The organism is Bacillus sp. 3255 (assembly GCF_031456485.1).
Taxonomy (GTDB): domain Bacteria; phylum Bacillota; class Bacilli; order Paenibacillales; family NBRC-103111; genus Paenibacillus_E.
On the sequence record NZ_JAVDUS010000002.1, the window covers coordinates 1 to 14,682 of the forward strand.

Consider the following 14,682-nt stretch of genomic DNA (forward strand, 5'->3'; position numbering starts at 1 on the left):
ATTTCCTATGCGCCGATGGGTGTCGACGTGGGAGATCGCGGGGCAGGAATGTATAAGTTGAAAAAAGCAGCCGCCGAAGCGGCTGCTCTTGTATGCGTCTTAGACGGCTTTCCTCGCAGCCTTGAGCTTCTCAAGCTCCAGGCTCACATCTTCCTGGAAAGCCAAATCGGGCGCGCTGCTCACAGTGGCATTAACCAGCTTGTTCACCCTAAGCGATGCTGCAGCTCTGGCCTCCAGCTGCCAGATTTGTTCTTCCATTCTAGCGAAGTTTTTGCCAATGCTCGAGGCATCAACCGAATAAAGCGTATTGTTCACTTGCTGTATCGCATGAGCCGTGTTCGCTCTGGACAAGTACATGAGCTTTTTATTTTGCAGCTCTTCGTACAGCTCCATCAATCTCTTCAATTGATCTTCCAGAGCCAGCGTCTGCTGTCTCATCGCCTCATATTGATCCTGGTGTGCTTGCAGCTTACGCTCTGTGGCCAACTTCTCCTCCACAGCCAGTACCGCCATGTCTTCCTCGTTCCGGTCAATCGCGATATTTGCTTGCCGGGTGCGCTTCTGTACGAGGTGTTCAAGCTCTGCGATGATAACTTCATATTTCCGTTCGGCAAGCAGTTGATTGGATAAGGCAAGCTTGGCTTCCATCAGTTTCCCTTCCAGCTCGCGTATATATTGCTTCACCATACTAAGCGGATTTTCCATTTTATCCAGCACCTCATGAATGCCAGCCATGGCGATATCGTTCACACGTTTGAAAATTCCCATTTATTTCTCCTCCTTAAGTACGTTGCGTTCCCATTGATCCAAGGTGGCCGCCCGCTGCGCAGATGAAGCACTGTACATAACGGTATGCTCGTCCATCATAAAAGCAGGCACCGCCAGTTGGTTGATGTCGGTTCTTCTATTGTGGATTCTTTTCGCCATTACCCATACCAGAATTAGAAGGATAAGTCCGATAACAATCCCAAGGATAGGTCCACCATGAAATCCGTGGTGATAATGACTATCAGCAAATCGCTCCGCAACCGGATTACCGACATGCAGCCGGGGGGCCGGAAACTCATGTCTCATGCTCTCCACCTCTCTTCTCTCTTCTCTCTTATTCGCGTTACAAGTTGAAGTATAGACCCCGTATCTTAAAGGCCAATTAAAACCAACTGAAAGAGGGTTGAACGTTCACTGAGAATCTGCTGAATGCTGCACCTGCTTCTGTACCTGCATCTGCACCTGTTCCTGTGCCTGTACCTGCTCCTGCTCCTGCTCCTGCTCCTGCACCTGCACCTGTACCTGTGCCTGTACCTGCATCTGCTCCTGCTCCTGTTCCTGCACCTGCACCTGCACCTGCACCTGCACCTGCACCTGCACCTGTACCTGCTCCTGCACTTGTTCCTGCACCTGCACCTGCACCTGCTCCTGCACCTGCTCCTGCTCCTGCTCCTGTTCCTGCTCCTGCACCTGCACCTGCACCTGCTCCTGCTCCTGCTCCTGCTCCTGCACCTGTACCTGCACCTGCTCCTGCTCCTGCTCCTGCTTCTGTACCTGTACCTGCACCTGCACCTGCTCCTGCTCCTGTTCCAGCACTTGCACCTGCTTCTGTACCTGCACCTGCACCTGCTTCTGTACCTGCACCTGCTCCTGCACCTGCTCCTGCACCTGCACCTGTTCCTGCTCTTGCACCTGCTCCTACACCTGCACCTGTACCTGCTCCTACACCTGCTCCTGCTCCTACACCTGCACCTGCACCTGCTCCTACACCTGCATCTGCACCTGTTCCTGCACCTGCACCTGTACCTGTACCTGTACCTGTACCTGTACCTGTACCTGAACCTGTACCATTACTTATAAAAAGCAAAAAAGCAGCTGCCAAGGCAAGCCGCTTCTTCTGACGCTTCGTTCATCTATCCTCCAAAGCGTTCCCATCTGCATCGTAATGGCGAATATGCGCAATTAAGTCTTCATAATTCACCCATGCAATCCCTACCTTCTGATCCGCAGCGCCGTACGAAATAATCAAATCGTCGCCGACTACAATGCCAGCCGTTGCGAACAGACACGGGGTCGGATAGTCCGAAGGCATCTCCCAATCCTGCTGCGCAAACATCAGACGATCGGGACACCGGTGCGTGACGACAGGGAAGCCATTATCGCGCTCTTTCACGATCATGAAGGATTGGGTATAGCCGAAATGTACATCTTTCTTGCCGTGATAAGAGATAAGCCATTCATCTTCGGAAATTTGCAGCGGCGGCCAGCTGGCGCCAATACGGTCTTCCTCCCAATCGAATATGCCGGTTGCCATGAGGCAATGTGTGGCTTCAGACGTCGCGAAATCCTCGATCCGCTCAGCAGCGGCAACAAAAATGGATGGCATCCCGGCTGCTTCTCCGCCCGGGAAATGAGCCGGGTTCATCGGCCTGTGCAGAAGCACATACTGCCGCTTACCGTCTATCATCATTTTCTCAGGAAACAGGAACACATCGCGATTATCGCTCCGTGCCCCATCCGTTAGCGGGCATACGTATGTGAAAGCCTCCTCGTAATGACCTGCCTTCAGCTTATCCAAATTCAGTTTATACAGCACCGTCACCGTTTCGTTCATTCGAGCGGTGACATGGAACGGTTCATCGCCAGTGAGCGCCCACTCCGGCACATAGTCATACCGGGTCTGGACGGGAGGGTCTTGTTCCACTAACCAATAAGGGCCGGGCGGGAACAGCCTGCATGCCACCGAGACATACCATTCGCCTTCCACCTGAAAAATGCGAGGATCCTCGATGCAGCCATTGGCATAATCCTTCACAAGCTCGCCGTTCACATTATGAATGACAATGTCAGCTTCGTTCCAATTCAAGCTTGGCGCCAGCGCAGGACGCGAGAAGTCGGCCTCCCAGGTCGCTCCAAGATCGTCGCTGAACGCATAACCCAGAAAGATCGGATACGGATCATGCTTGCCTTCCAATCGCTTCTGCGACCATGGCCCTGTCGCCCGGAACAGCATATGCAGCCTGTCGGAAACGGGATCTTTGACGATGGCGGGATTAAGGACCATCTTGCTTGCCCAATCACAACCCGCAGCAGGTTCTAACACCGGTTGGGATGAATATCTGAATTGAGGTGCCATGTGTGCAAGTGCCTCCTAGACCATATTTTACTCCTCCTAAGCATAAGTTAAGGACGAATGCGAATAAATAGACATAGTCGACGAGATCTACAAATGATGTCGTTTTTTTCACATTCTACCGTTATAATAAACTTAGGACGGAAGAACGGAGGAAAGCAGCTGCAAACACCGGTGGTTTACGAAAACTTAAATATTAAACACCAGATGGGCAATATGTTGATCAATATTTTATATATCAATTATGAACCCCCCGTTCCTTCCTGGTACTACGGCAATCATTGCCACAGCAGCTATGAACTGCATTTTATTCCGAAAGGCAGAGGGCTGCTGCGGGTGTCGCACCAACAATTTCAAATTGAACCTGGCATTTTCTACGTGACGGGGCCCGGGGTGTACCACGAGCAGCTTGCCGATCGGGATGATCCGATGAGCGAGTATTGCATTAATTTTGAGATCAAAATCCGGTCCGGGAGGCAGACCAAGGGCAGCACCTATCTCCAATCGGAAATCGACGAGGTCCTGCGAACCTTAACGAACACCCGCTTCTGGTTCGGCAAAGACGAGTTCCGTACGGTCTTGCTGTTCGAATCCATCCTGAAAGAATTCGAGATGCAATATTTGGGCTACTATACGGTGGTACAAAGCTTAGTGAGTCAAATCATTATGAACGCCGTTCGCTCTTTTACTCAACATAAGAAATCCAACTATTATATCCCTCTTAAAATTCCCGACGACTCCCGGCGCTATATCGCCGATACCTATTTCGACGATCCGTCTCAAGAGCTTACCCCGGAAGCATTGGCCGGGAAGATCGGCGTTAGCGTTCGTCAACTGGAACGGATCATGAAACAATATTATGGCGTCACATTCAAAGAGAAGCTGCTCGAAACCCGGTTGGAGCTTGCCAAACATCTGTTGCGAAGCGGTGAACTGCCCATCCATCTGATCGCCGAGCGAACCGGCTTTCGGTCCGCGAGCTATTTCTCCAAAACCTTTCGCGAACAGGTATCTCTTACGCCTCAACAATACCGCAGGCAGGAAGCTGAGGAACCCGCACTGTAGACATTCATGGAAACAAATGTACATCGTCACCCTGGATCCGAATTTGAAGGAATCCGCTCTTCCCGAATCGAATGGCTAACTAACCATACTTCAGAGGAGCAGACATCATGAATACGGCACATAAGATTACAACCCAGGATAAATATTTTTTGACCGTTGAAATAACCGATTATTTTGGCGTCCGCACGGAGCAGTTGGAGTTATTCGTTGACATCGGGACCAAACCGACGGTCGGGCATTATATCGATTTGTTCTTAAGACATTATGATCTAGAGGTCGAATTGAAAAATATTGCGCCTGCGATGGAGTTTAAAATTCTTCATCCCAAACCGCAGGGAATACGCGTCCTGAAGGCCATCCGGCTATCCAGAGACTGGACTTACAAGCCGATTACTAAGCTATAAGTCAAATGAAGAAGCAGCTGCTCCGGGCGATGCGCCCGCCATGAGCGGCTGCTTTTTGCATTGGCGGCAGACGTCATGATGCTCGTTCGCATCTTGCTGCATCCATGAAAAGTCTGGCAGGAAAGTCGAATAGCGTGATAGACTTATCCCTATAAGCGCTTACATCCACATTCCCTCCACGAACCACTGCATAAGCGATATAAGCCCTTGAATCTTTTCATGATTGGAATTCGTTGGCCTCGACGGGGAAAGGAGCGTACGTTCATGAAGCTGCCATTTGACCTTGCAAGGAGACTGGAAATCAGGGGTGGAGGAAGATGAAACTCGGTGATAACTATGATTTATCGGATGAAACATACGCGATTGTAAGCGTTATCGCAGATCGGCTCATTCCGAAGGATGCTTGGCCTTCGGCAACCGAAGGCGGCGTTACGGAATATGTGAAGCGGCGCGCCCAGGAGGATCCCGGCACTTGGAAAGATGTCATCGAACCCGGGTTGCGCGCCCTGGATGCGGAGGCTGCCGCCTTGCATGGTCACCCCTTCTCTCAGCTGTCGGGTGACAAGCAGGATGCATTGTTACAAGAGCTTGAGCTTGATCGTACCCGTAGCAGCTGGCCTGTTTCGCCTTCGGCGAAGCTTTTCTTTGCTGCCATTCTGAACCTGGTTGCTGAAGGATATTATGGAAGTCCGGAAGCCGGCGGGAATCTCGGCGGGAAGTCCTGGGAGATGCTTGGCTTCCGCCCGGGGCCGGTATCGGGTACCGGCGCCGCGAATCCGGAGACGGATCTGCCGCAGCGAACGATCGAACAGCTTCGTGAAGAGTATGATGCAATCGTCGTGGGAGCCGGGGCCGGGGGCTCGGTGGCAGCGGCCGTATTGGCCGAAGCGGGGCTCCGCGTGCTCGTCGTTGAGCGCGGAAGCTGGCTTCGCTTCGACCAGGTAGGCAGCGATCATCTCCGCAATCACCGGTTAAGCAAATATGGCCACAATACAGGGCCGGAGCTGGAAGGCCATCCCCGCACGATCGTGCTGGCGGACGGCACCGAACGGATAACAGCCCCTATCGATGGCGGCTATCATAATAACGCGATGACGGTTGGCGGCGGCACACGCGTGTATGGAGCGCAAGCCTGGAGATTTCATCCGGATGACTTTCGGATGGCGACCCGTTACGGCATACCGGACGGAAGCTCCCTTCGCGATTGGCCGCTTAGTTACGAGGAGCTTGAACCTTATTATGAGCGCGCAGAATGGGAAATCGGCGTCTCGGGAGACGGAGACGCACACCGCGGATGCGGAGATCGTCAGCGGCCATACCCGATGCCGCCATTGCCCAGTACGCTGGAAGCGGAGCGTTTGGCGCGTGCGGCGGCAAAGCTGGGGTGGGACGCAGGACCTGTCCCCCTTCTCATCAATTCCGTCGAGCGCGACGGCCGTTCCGCCTGCGGGAGGTGCGGGCAGTGCGTCGGGTTCGCCTGTCCGACGAACAGCAAGAACGGCGGTCACAATACGATGCTCGTGCGCGCCATGGCTACCGGCAACTGCGATCTGATCTGCGATGCGATGGTCGAACGAATCGACACTGAGGGAGGCAAACACGCTACCGGCGTTCGGCTTGTGCAGGCTGCGGGAGGCTCGCTCCGGCGGCTCCAGGTGCGGGCAGGGCACGTGATCGTTGCTGCCGGCGCCATTGAAAGTGCGCGGCTGCTCCTCCATTCGGCGAGCGATGCCGAACCGAACGGCATCGGCAACCGGTACGGGCAGGTCGGAAGGAACCTTCAGGGCCATGTGTATTCGGGAGCCTACGGCCTCTTTGACGAGCCGGTCCAAGACGGACTTGGACCCGGGGTAAGCATCGCTACCCGTCACTTTGCCCACGGCAACGGAGGCGGGATCATCGGCGGCGGGATGCTGGCCAATGAGTTCACCCGGCTGCCCCTCATTCACTGGTACCGCGCGTTAGCACCCGATACCGTGCGGTGGGGTGCCGCCGGGAAGGCTGCAATGCGCGAGAGCTACCTGCGCACCAGCCATGTCCAGGGCCCGATCCAGGACATTCCGACGCCCGAGGCGAGAGTAAGGCTCTCCCCGGCGGTCAAAGACCGCTTCGGCATGCCCGTCGCCCGGCTCTCGGGAAGTGTCCACCCCGAGTCGCTTCGGGCCTCCGCCATGCTGGCGGAGCGCGCGGAGACTTGGCTCTGGGCGGCCGGCGCACGCCGGGTTTGGCGGACGCAGCCGGGCGGAGAGCTTAGTGCGGGACAGCATCAGGCGGGAACCTTGCGCATGGGGGACGACCCGGCGGTTTCCGTTACCGATCCGAAAGGCCGCGTTCACGGATATGACAATCTCTGGGTGAGCGACGGCTCCGTCCATGTAACCAATGGCGGCGTGAATCCGGTGCTGACAATTCTGGCCTTGGCTTTCCGCACAGCCGGAAATCTGGTTAGGCATGGCTAACGGACACAGCGGCCCTTATTCGGCCAATGATGGCCGAATTGGCATTCTAACGGACACCAATGTCCCTATTTGCCGATGCGTATGCCATTTGCGCCCCATTTGCGGTAAATAAGCGCTTCGGTGTCCGTTACATTGGCCGCGCGCCCACATTCCTGGGTTTAACGGCCGTGGTGTCCGTTAAACCTGGCGGCAGCACAGCGCGCTGGCACGTGCTCGGCAGGAGACGCGTACTCCTGCCAAGTGCGCCGCGCTGGCACAAGCGCATCTCCGGCAGGCACGCGCTCCCGCCTCTATGCAGCGCCGCCCCCCTGCCCGAGCCGCCTAATAGCCTGCGCGGCGCATAAAGCTTGCCGCCCGCAGGCCGCCAAACGCACAAAGGGCGCCCCCCAGCCATTCACATAGCTGGGGGGCGCCCTTTACGTTTAGCTGCGGCGAGCAACGCCGAGCGTGACGATTTCGCAAGCACCTACCGGCAGCGACAATCGGCCGTCCGAGACAGCTGCGTCGACGCGCTCCCCGTGCTCTTCGAGGATCGTGCTCTTGTAGAAATAGTAGTGCGGAATACCGGCCTTCAGCTTCAATTCTGCAGCTTGAGGCCTCATGTTGTACCAACGGAGCAGCAAATCTCCGGTTCCTTCGTTCATTTTCAACGAGGAGAAAGCCAGCTCCTCGCCTTCCCACTGGAATAGCCCGAACGTAGGCGCAATGCTTCCCCCGTGAACCTCCGTCTGGCATAATGTCCACGGAATCTGGAATTGATAGGCTTCCGCATATGCCCTGGACTGCATACTGGAGTTACTGTACGGAATGAGCTCCATGCGTGCCGTATGCTCGCCGAGACACTGCGCCTCCGGCGTCGGGAACAAGCCCCAGTCGCCAAGCTCGCCAACCGCACGGAGCAGCGTTACCGCAATCGTATTGCGTCCGTCCCGCAGAACCTCATACTCGTTCAAGCCGAGGTTGGCAACAACAAGACCTGCTCCCGCCTCGCTGACATCAACGAATGCCTGTTGGTGCTGCGTATTGCTCGGATTCTCCCACTCTCCCGCCGGCGTGTTGTCGCGCTGCGGGATTTCGAACATAGAGTCCACACGGTGAACATTCGTGTTCAGATCCGTAGGGAACAGCATCCGCAGACGGTGGTCCTTAGCCTGATTGTTGAACGCCGACTCCACTACGACCCCTTGGCCGTTGCGGCTCAGAGAAACAACGGTCCGGATCGTCATCGGCACCATATGCTTGGAACGCTGCGCTTTACGATACGGGAAGTAGACCAAGTCACGCTGTTCTTCCTCCAGCTTCTCATCCGCCGACGCCGGGATCTCCCACGCATGGACGATTTCGATTGCCGCCTGATATGGCGTATCTTGCAGCACGCGGATTTGCGCGGCCAATCCTTTGGTCGTTCGTGCCGTTTCACCGTCCGGTTGTTTGTACATATACTCGTTGCCGATATCCCCGGTATTCTCATAGACGCCCAGATCGCGGTACGTGCGGCCGTTGGTTTTGTCCGTTACGGCGAATGAACCGTCATCCGCAATGGTTACTTTCAGAACCTCATTCTCGAGTGTCCGGTCTCCGATAAGCAGCGAGGACGTGGGAGGGAGCGTCGACGCCTTCATCACCCAAGCGTACGTTTTCAATCCCAGCGAAGGAACTTTCCCCGCTTCGAATGTCAATCTCACTTTACGGCACATATACGGCTGACGGAATTTGTCATCGGGCAACTCGTAGCCGAATTGCAACCCGGCGTCTTCCACCGCGCAAGGAATTTCCACGCCATGTTCATCCACGAGCACGCGTCCGGCAAGATCGGCTTCCTTGGCGAGACGGCTTGCTTCCTCCAGCGAGTAGCCATCGCGGAAATATAAGCGCAGCGCATCGATCTCGATAGTTACAACACCCGTACGCTCCCAACCGGATGTATTGAAGACGACAACCGGCAGTGCATCCTTCCCGAAGCTTGATGTATTAACCGCTCCGGCAATGGCACGCGAGCTTGCTTCAACGATCGCCTCGGCTACATGCCGGCTTTTCTCGAAGCGTGTGACCATTTCCCGGTGCACTTCATCGACGCTGCAGCCGCAGATGCTGTCATGCGGATGGTTCTGCATGAGCGTCTTCCACGCATACGTGAACAGATGGTGCGGATAGTTCTCTCCGGCGCGGAGGACGTGCGCGAACGCCGCCAAGGGTTCGGCAACTTTCTCCAGCATCGCCTGCCCCAGCTGATTCATCTGCTTCAAATACACGCGCGCCGAAGCGGTGTTCACCAGCGTCGACCAGCCGTCCGTGCGCTGGCTTCGCAGCTCGCCTTTGACGGTAGAAAGCTCATGCTTCAGCGAACGCTGCACAGATTGCAAATAATCGTGAAAGTTCGAATGAACGAATACGGTATCCGGATGCAGCTCACGCGCCGTCTGAATCGCTTCGGGCAAATCGAGCTGGATCGGCTGATGATCGCAGCCATTCATGAAGAGCAGCTCGCTTGTTGACGCATATTTCTCTGCATCCGCCAGCTTCCGCTCCCAGTAGGCTTTCGCCGCTTCCGGGTCAGCGGGAATTTCATTGCCGTTCGAATACCAATTGGCGAATAAAATGCCAAGCACCTTGGAACCGTCGGGCCCCTCCCAGATCAGCTCCGAGAACGACGATTCATAATCGCCGTCGGAGACGGTGTTGTTGAAGCCCGTCGGCTTCACGCCGCGGCCGAACAGCGCGTTCGTAATGCCCGACTGCTGCATCAGCTGCGGCGTCTGGCCGACCAGTCCGAACGTATCGGGGAAATAGCCGATTTTGGCCACGGAGCCGTATTTTCTCGCATCCTGATGACCGATCTGCATGTTGCGCACATTCGCTTCACTGCTGGTGAGGAACGCGTCCTGCAAAATATACCAAGGACCGATGATGATACGGCCGTCCTGGATATATTTCTCCAATCTGCCCTTCTGATCCGGCCGTACCTGCAGGTAATCCTCCAAAATAATCGTTTGGCCGTCCAAATAAAAACTGCGGTAATTCGGGTCGTTATCCAATTTATCCAGCAAGGTGTCCACCAATTTAACAAGGCGTACATGATGCTTCTCATAAGGCAAATACCATTCCCGGTCCCAATGCGTATGGGAAATAATATGCGCCGTTCTCTTCGTGCTCATGGCTTAGCTCCTCTCGATATGAACTTCTTCCGGCCGGTAGACGGACAGGATGCTGCCCTTGCTGTCAGCTGCAAAAAGTACGGATCGCTCCGCTTCCAAAGTAAACGCATAGACAGCCCCGCTGTCCGTATCCTTCACTTCGATCTCCGCGTCCCACGCATATTCGGATACGAATACGTATAAGAAGCCGTCTCTATAACGAAGCTTCCTCCCGAAGACACCGGCGAGATCGCCGCCCTGGCTCCACTGCAATCCGCTTTCGCATCCTGCCGCTTCGATCGCATACCGGTACAATTCGACCAGCGTATCCGTTCTCTCGTTCAATTCGACCGGCAGCGGACTCCAGATGAGTCGGCCGCTGCCAAGCGGAATGTGAACGACGGTGTCGCCACGGCCGCTTCCCGCAGCCGCAGGAATGCCTGTGCGCACTTCCTTCATCACTTCTGCGATGCGGCGCTGACCGTAGGATACCGGCAGTTCCGCGCCGTGCAGCAGAAGCCTTTCTTCCCGGCGCACATTGTGAAGCGTCCCTTCGCCCAACACATCGGTCAGACGCGGCATAGGATGCCAATAAGCATCGAGACTGACCGGACCTGTTGCCAGCAGCGTCGCCCCCGTCGTCTTGACGATATGGATCAGCTTGCTCCAAGCCTGCTCATCGATGTTATGAGCGCTAGGCAGCACAATCAGCTTCGGCGGCTGCTCCGCCAGATCGTCCAGATGATATTCCGATGCGCCGCGCAGCGGCATGTTCATCTGGTAGGAGAGTACGCGGACCATCCGCGTCGTCGCATCGTACGCTAACTGCCGGTTGGAGAAATCGTTCGAATAAGGGAAAATCGCTGCGATGTCATCCAGCTGCCGGTCCCGGAACAGATCCCGGATCTCCGCCATGAACCGGCCGAAATCGTACGATACGTCCGCTTCCGGTTTCTCCGTGCCGTCCGCGCGCAGCGCGCCGATATGCGATTCGTTCGCATTATCCATATAGAAGTTCGTATTCCAGATCCAATGAATGGCTCCGGCACCGCCGGCTGCGAAAGCATACGCATACTTGCGCTCCAGCATGCTGCGGAGCTCGTTCTCCGAACGCTTGGCGCGTCCATCCGGCGTTTCCACGTACATGATGCCCGTCTCTTGAACCACATTGGGCTTCCGAGCTGTTTTCGCAAAAATGCCGTCCCAGAGGAGATTGTCGTTCAGCCACCAGGAGTGAACGGTCGTGTAATCCACAGCTTCCTCATAGAAGAATGGCGATGGCCGCTGCGCGCCCAGCGCCTCGTCCTGTCCGACCACGACAAGCTGGTTAGGACTGATGTCCTTGATCGTATCGTAGAGCTCTTGGGCCCAGCGATTGTGCATATCCATTGAGAATAAGCAGTAATCGAGCCAGCGGGTGCCCTTCTTCGCCCTATGCATATCCTGCACGTCAAAGTTGATGTCTCCGGCTTCGGGAATGGCCGCCGCTTCGAAAGTCGGCAGCTGTTCCGGCGACATATTCCACCGCTCCTGGAGCCCTTCGATGCTTCCATGGCGCTCCTTGAGCCAATTGATGAAAGCGGCCTGCTCGAATGCGTCCCTGCCGGAACGAGGCCCGTCCGCGAAAATTTGCGCCGGATCGAACATCGACGGTTCGTTGATCAGATCCCAATCCACATGGGTCGACGCGCGGTGACGCGACACGATCGAGCGGATGAACCGCTTCTGCGCCTCGACGCTTTGAGGATCCAGGTAGGGGTTGACGCCTTCCCATGTTTCCGGTGTGAAGGAGAAGAAGGTGAACGTCACCTGCAAGCCGTGTTTCTTCGCCGTTAAGAAGAAGGCGTCGATCGCTCTCAGCACTTCCTCGGAAGCATGGCCGTCCACCTGCATGATATTCCGGTAAGCCGTCCATATGCCCGTACGAATCCAGTTAATGCCCGCCCTCGCCATCTGCGCCATATCCCGGTCCCACACATCCGCATTCGGCAGGAACAGAAATTTGCGCGCAACGTCGGACGCCATATAGGTCATGCCGACAATCGGCAGGGGCCGTCCGTCTTGGATGAAATAGTCGCGGTCGCAACGGACCGGACTTCCTTCGGCGAGCAAGCTCGAATCGTATCCCCAGAAGCCTTGGCGCAGCATGCGAATCTCTCCGTCCGCCGACTCCGCTTGACAGGTCACACGGTACAAGCCGCGCTCGATCGCCAGCGGCACTGGAATTCGCATACTGCCGAATTCCTTGGTCACTTCGGCTGTCACGCGCTGCGCCCATACGGCCTTCCCGCTCCCTTCACGCTCTACCTTCAGATCGAATGTCCACGCTCTCGACGCAGCTCCGGCAACAGGCCTTCCCAGGTACTGCGTTTGCAGCGTCAATACCGCATGCTCCCCAGGCTCATAGCTGGCATAATTCGGCTTGATCCACAGCTCCGTAACGCCTTGGGCGCACATCGCCGCCCAAGCGATCAAGGACTGCGCTCCGCCATTCGCCCAAAACGTTCCACGGATCGTAGTGTTCACGAACAGCCACCGCGAACCGGCGAACTCGCCGCGGGTGTTCTCCCACAGCACCACCGGCGCCGCGATCTCCCGCCCTTCTTGGCTTACGCCCTTCAGCAGCGGATAGATCTGCGTGCTCATCGTCCCTGCCGCTCCCATCTGAAGGGGCAAATCGCTGTTACGCGTCGTATGCGGCACCATGTTCCATGTATCGCCGATCTCGAACAGCGATTCTTGCCCCGCCAGCAGCGGCACCGCCGCAGACGCCGCAAGACTGCGAATTTCCTTCGATTCCACCGGGAGTATCTCATGTATGAACAATTGCTGATGGTAAGCGGTTTGTTCCGCTTCCGCATACCAGCTGCCGGCCTCGCGGCGCACAGGCCGCTTGAAGGCGGCGCCGCCGATGCTGAGGAGTGCGCCGCCGCGTCGCAAGAACGCCAAAATGTCCGGCCAAGCGGACTTCGGGAAGTAGGGCGCATGCAGGTTGACGAAGCATCCGCCTTCCGCCTGCCGGAGCGCTTCACCCAGCGCATCGACGCCTGCTATGCTCCCGCCAAGCGCCGTCAGTTCGGCGGCCGGAACTTCGCTTGCTGCGCCGCTCGGGAAGCCGGCCTCGTAGAAAATGATAATGGGACGCCTCATAGCAAGCCTTCCTTCATGGCTTGATACACCAGCTGGGAGAACAAGCTGTTGGACCAAGCGAACCATTTTCGCGTGAAAAGGGCGGGATCGTCGGCATGGAAGCCCTCATGCATATACCCGGTGTCCGCGTCCGTCGCTTCAAGCATGGCGATCATCGCCAGCTTCTCTTCCGCCGTGGTCGCCGTTATTCCCTGCATGGACAGCGCCATATGCCAAATGTAGTTGTCCGGCGTGTGGGGGCTGCCGATCCCTTTGGCCACTTTGCCCTCGAAGTAGAACGGATTCTCCTTGCTGAGCGCAAATCGTCTCGTATTCCGGTAAACCGGATCATCGGCGGATACATAGCCCAGATACGGAATCGACATCAGTCCCGGCGTTCCCGCATCGTCCATCAGGCAGTAGTTGCCGAAGCCGTCGGTCTCATAGGCATAGATCGGGCCGAACTCCGGATGGCGGTAGATGCCGTACAGCTGGATGCCATGATCGATATCCGCTTCTAGTGTCTTCAATTCATGCAGGAAATCGGTATCCCGGAACACCCATTCCGCGAATTCCTGCATATGCCGCAGCGCTACAACCGCGAACATATTCGCCGGGATGTTGTAGTGGAAGTCGCAAGCATCGTCGCTTGAACGGAAACCGGACCAGACCATGCCCGTATAGTTCACAGGCATCCCCATGCCGTTATTGCGCAGCGAGTCGGTCGGAATGCCGTTATTGCGTGTGAACCGGTACGGCGACTCCTCGAAGTGGCGCTGCTCCGTCTTGAACAGCTCATAGATACGGATCATCGCCGCCTTAAAGCCGGCATCGAAAATATCCGTCAACTCCGTTTCCTTCCAATAGGCATAGGCCAGACGCATGGAGAAGCACAGCGAATCCAGCTCGAATTTCCGTTCCCACACCCATGGGGACATGTCCGTCCGGTCTGCTCGGTTCCAATGCCAATCGTTCGCCGATTCATTAAAAGCGTTCGCGTAAGGGTCGATTAAGATATAGTGAATATGACGTTTAATGAGTCCGCTGAGGATGCGCTGCAGATCGGGATCGTTCTTCGCGAAAGGCACGTAGTGCATGACCTGTTCAACCGAATCGCGCAGCCAGGAAGCCGGGATATCTCCGGTAATGACGAAGGTCGTGCCGTCCTCCATCAATTTCGTCGTCGTTTCCAATGTATTGGGGAAGCAGTTCTTAAATAACTGCAATAATCTCGGGCGATGGGCCAGCTTCACTTCTGCTTCCGCCAGCACGTCCTGAATCGCCTGCGGCAGCTCCAGCTTCGGCATCGCAATTTTGGGCAATCTGAATTGTTCCATGGGATATCCTCCATCATTTGAATAATGAACAAT

The 14,682-nt window shown here is 56.0% G+C and carries 11 protein-coding genes; 3 read left to right on the forward strand and 8 right to left on the reverse strand.

The genetic code is table 11. The features are described 5' to 3' along the window. Nucleotides 1–99: 99 nt before the first annotated feature. The 4 genes from J2X61_RS02585 to J2X61_RS02600 form a co-directional block, all read right to left on the reverse strand. Nucleotides 100–768 carry a PspA/IM30 family protein gene (locus J2X61_RS02585; RefSeq protein ID WP_310185706.1) on the reverse strand — a complete coding sequence of 223 codons (669 nt, stop codon included), beginning with the start codon at nucleotides 766–768 and terminating at the stop codon, nucleotides 100–102. Then, entirely contained in the window at nucleotides 769–1,074 is a 306-nt protein-coding gene (locus J2X61_RS02590) for a hypothetical protein (protein WP_310185709.1), read from the reverse strand. Nucleotides 1,075–1,179: 105 nt separating this feature from the next. After that, entirely contained in the window at nucleotides 1,180–1,680 is a 501-nt protein-coding gene (locus J2X61_RS02595) for a hypothetical protein (protein WP_310185712.1), read from the reverse strand. Between the two features lie 217 nt (nucleotides 1,681–1,897). Then, nucleotides 1,898–3,124 (reverse strand): glycoside hydrolase family 130 protein, encoded by a 1,227-nt coding sequence (locus J2X61_RS02600; protein WP_310185714.1) that lies wholly within the window; start codon nucleotides 3,122–3,124, stop codon nucleotides 1,898–1,900. A gap of 204 nt (nucleotides 3,125–3,328) precedes the next feature. Between J2X61_RS02600 and J2X61_RS02605 the strand changes: the two genes are divergently transcribed. The 3 genes from J2X61_RS02605 (at nucleotide 3,329) to J2X61_RS02615 (ending at nucleotide 7,049) form a co-directional block, all read left to right on the forward strand. After that, complete coding sequence (locus tag J2X61_RS02605) at nucleotides 3,329–4,186, forward strand: helix-turn-helix domain-containing protein (protein WP_310185716.1); 858 nt, start codon at nucleotides 3,329–3,331, stop codon at nucleotides 4,184–4,186. Between the two features lie 107 nt (nucleotides 4,187–4,293). After that, nucleotides 4,294–4,590: a hypothetical protein gene (locus tag J2X61_RS02610; protein WP_274465804.1), complete on the forward strand. Its 297-nt coding sequence runs from the start codon at nucleotides 4,294–4,296 to the stop codon at nucleotides 4,588–4,590. A gap of 317 nt (nucleotides 4,591–4,907) precedes the next feature. Beyond that, nucleotides 4,908–7,049: a GMC family oxidoreductase gene (locus tag J2X61_RS02615; protein ID WP_310185718.1), complete on the forward strand. Its 2,142-nt coding sequence runs from the start codon at nucleotides 4,908–4,910 to the stop codon at nucleotides 7,047–7,049. A gap of 127 nt (nucleotides 7,050–7,176) precedes the next feature. Here the strand turns inward: J2X61_RS02615 and J2X61_RS02620 are convergent, their stop codons facing one another. From J2X61_RS02620 to J2X61_RS02635, 4 genes are read right to left on the reverse strand one after another with little or no spacing between them, the layout of a single operon-like run. Then, nucleotides 7,177–7,425 carry a hypothetical protein gene (locus J2X61_RS02620; RefSeq protein WP_274465806.1) on the reverse strand — a complete coding sequence of 83 codons (249 nt, stop codon included), beginning with the start codon at nucleotides 7,423–7,425 and terminating at the stop codon, nucleotides 7,177–7,179. A 46-nt stretch (nucleotides 7,426–7,471) separates the two neighbouring features. Next, on the reverse strand, nucleotides 7,472–10,204 hold the full coding sequence (locus J2X61_RS02625) for an alpha-mannosidase (protein ID WP_310185722.1): 2,733 nt from the start codon (nucleotides 10,202–10,204) through the stop codon (nucleotides 7,472–7,474). A gap of 3 nt (nucleotides 10,205–10,207) precedes the next feature. Further along, the gene (locus J2X61_RS02630) at nucleotides 10,208–13,333 is read right to left on the reverse strand and encodes a beta-galactosidase (RefSeq protein WP_310185724.1); all 3,126 of its coding nucleotides are present in this window, start codon (nucleotides 13,331–13,333) and stop codon (nucleotides 10,208–10,210) included. After that, a complete protein-coding gene (locus tag J2X61_RS02635) occupies nucleotides 13,330–14,649 on the reverse strand; it encodes a glycoside hydrolase family 125 protein (protein ID WP_310185727.1) in 1,320 nt (439 codons plus the stop codon). Before J2X61_RS02635 ends, J2X61_RS02630 begins: the two co-directional genes overlap by 4 nt. Between the last annotated feature and the right edge of the window lie 33 nt (nucleotides 14,650–14,682).

Coding starts and splice junctions, on each gene's coding strand:
- J2X61_RS02635 (WP_310185727.1), bottom strand. CDS start 14,649: ATGGAACAATTCAGATTGCCCAAAATTGCGATGCCGAAGCTGGAGCTG.
- J2X61_RS02605 (WP_310185716.1), top strand. CDS start 3,329: ATGGGCAATATGTTGATCAATATTTTATATATCAATTATGAACCCCCC.
- J2X61_RS02630 (WP_310185724.1), bottom strand. CDS start 13,333: ATGAGGCGTCCCATTATCATTTTCTACGAGGCCGGCTTCCCGAGCGGC.
- J2X61_RS02590 (WP_310185709.1), bottom strand. CDS start 1,074: ATGAGACATGAGTTTCCGGCCCCCCGGCTGCATGTCGGTAATCCGGTT.
- J2X61_RS02600 (WP_310185714.1), bottom strand. CDS start 3,124: ATGGCACCTCAATTCAGATATTCATCCCAACCGGTGTTAGAACCTGCT.
- J2X61_RS02625 (WP_310185722.1), bottom strand. CDS start 10,204: ATGAGCACGAAGAGAACGGCGCATATTATTTCCCATACGCATTGGGAC.
- J2X61_RS02610 (WP_274465804.1), top strand. CDS start 4,294: ATGAATACGGCACATAAGATTACAACCCAGGATAAATATTTTTTGACC.
- J2X61_RS02585 (WP_310185706.1), bottom strand. CDS start 768: ATGGGAATTTTCAAACGTGTGAACGATATCGCCATGGCTGGCATTCAT.
- J2X61_RS02615 (WP_310185718.1), top strand. CDS start 4,908: ATGAAACTCGGTGATAACTATGATTTATCGGATGAAACATACGCGATT.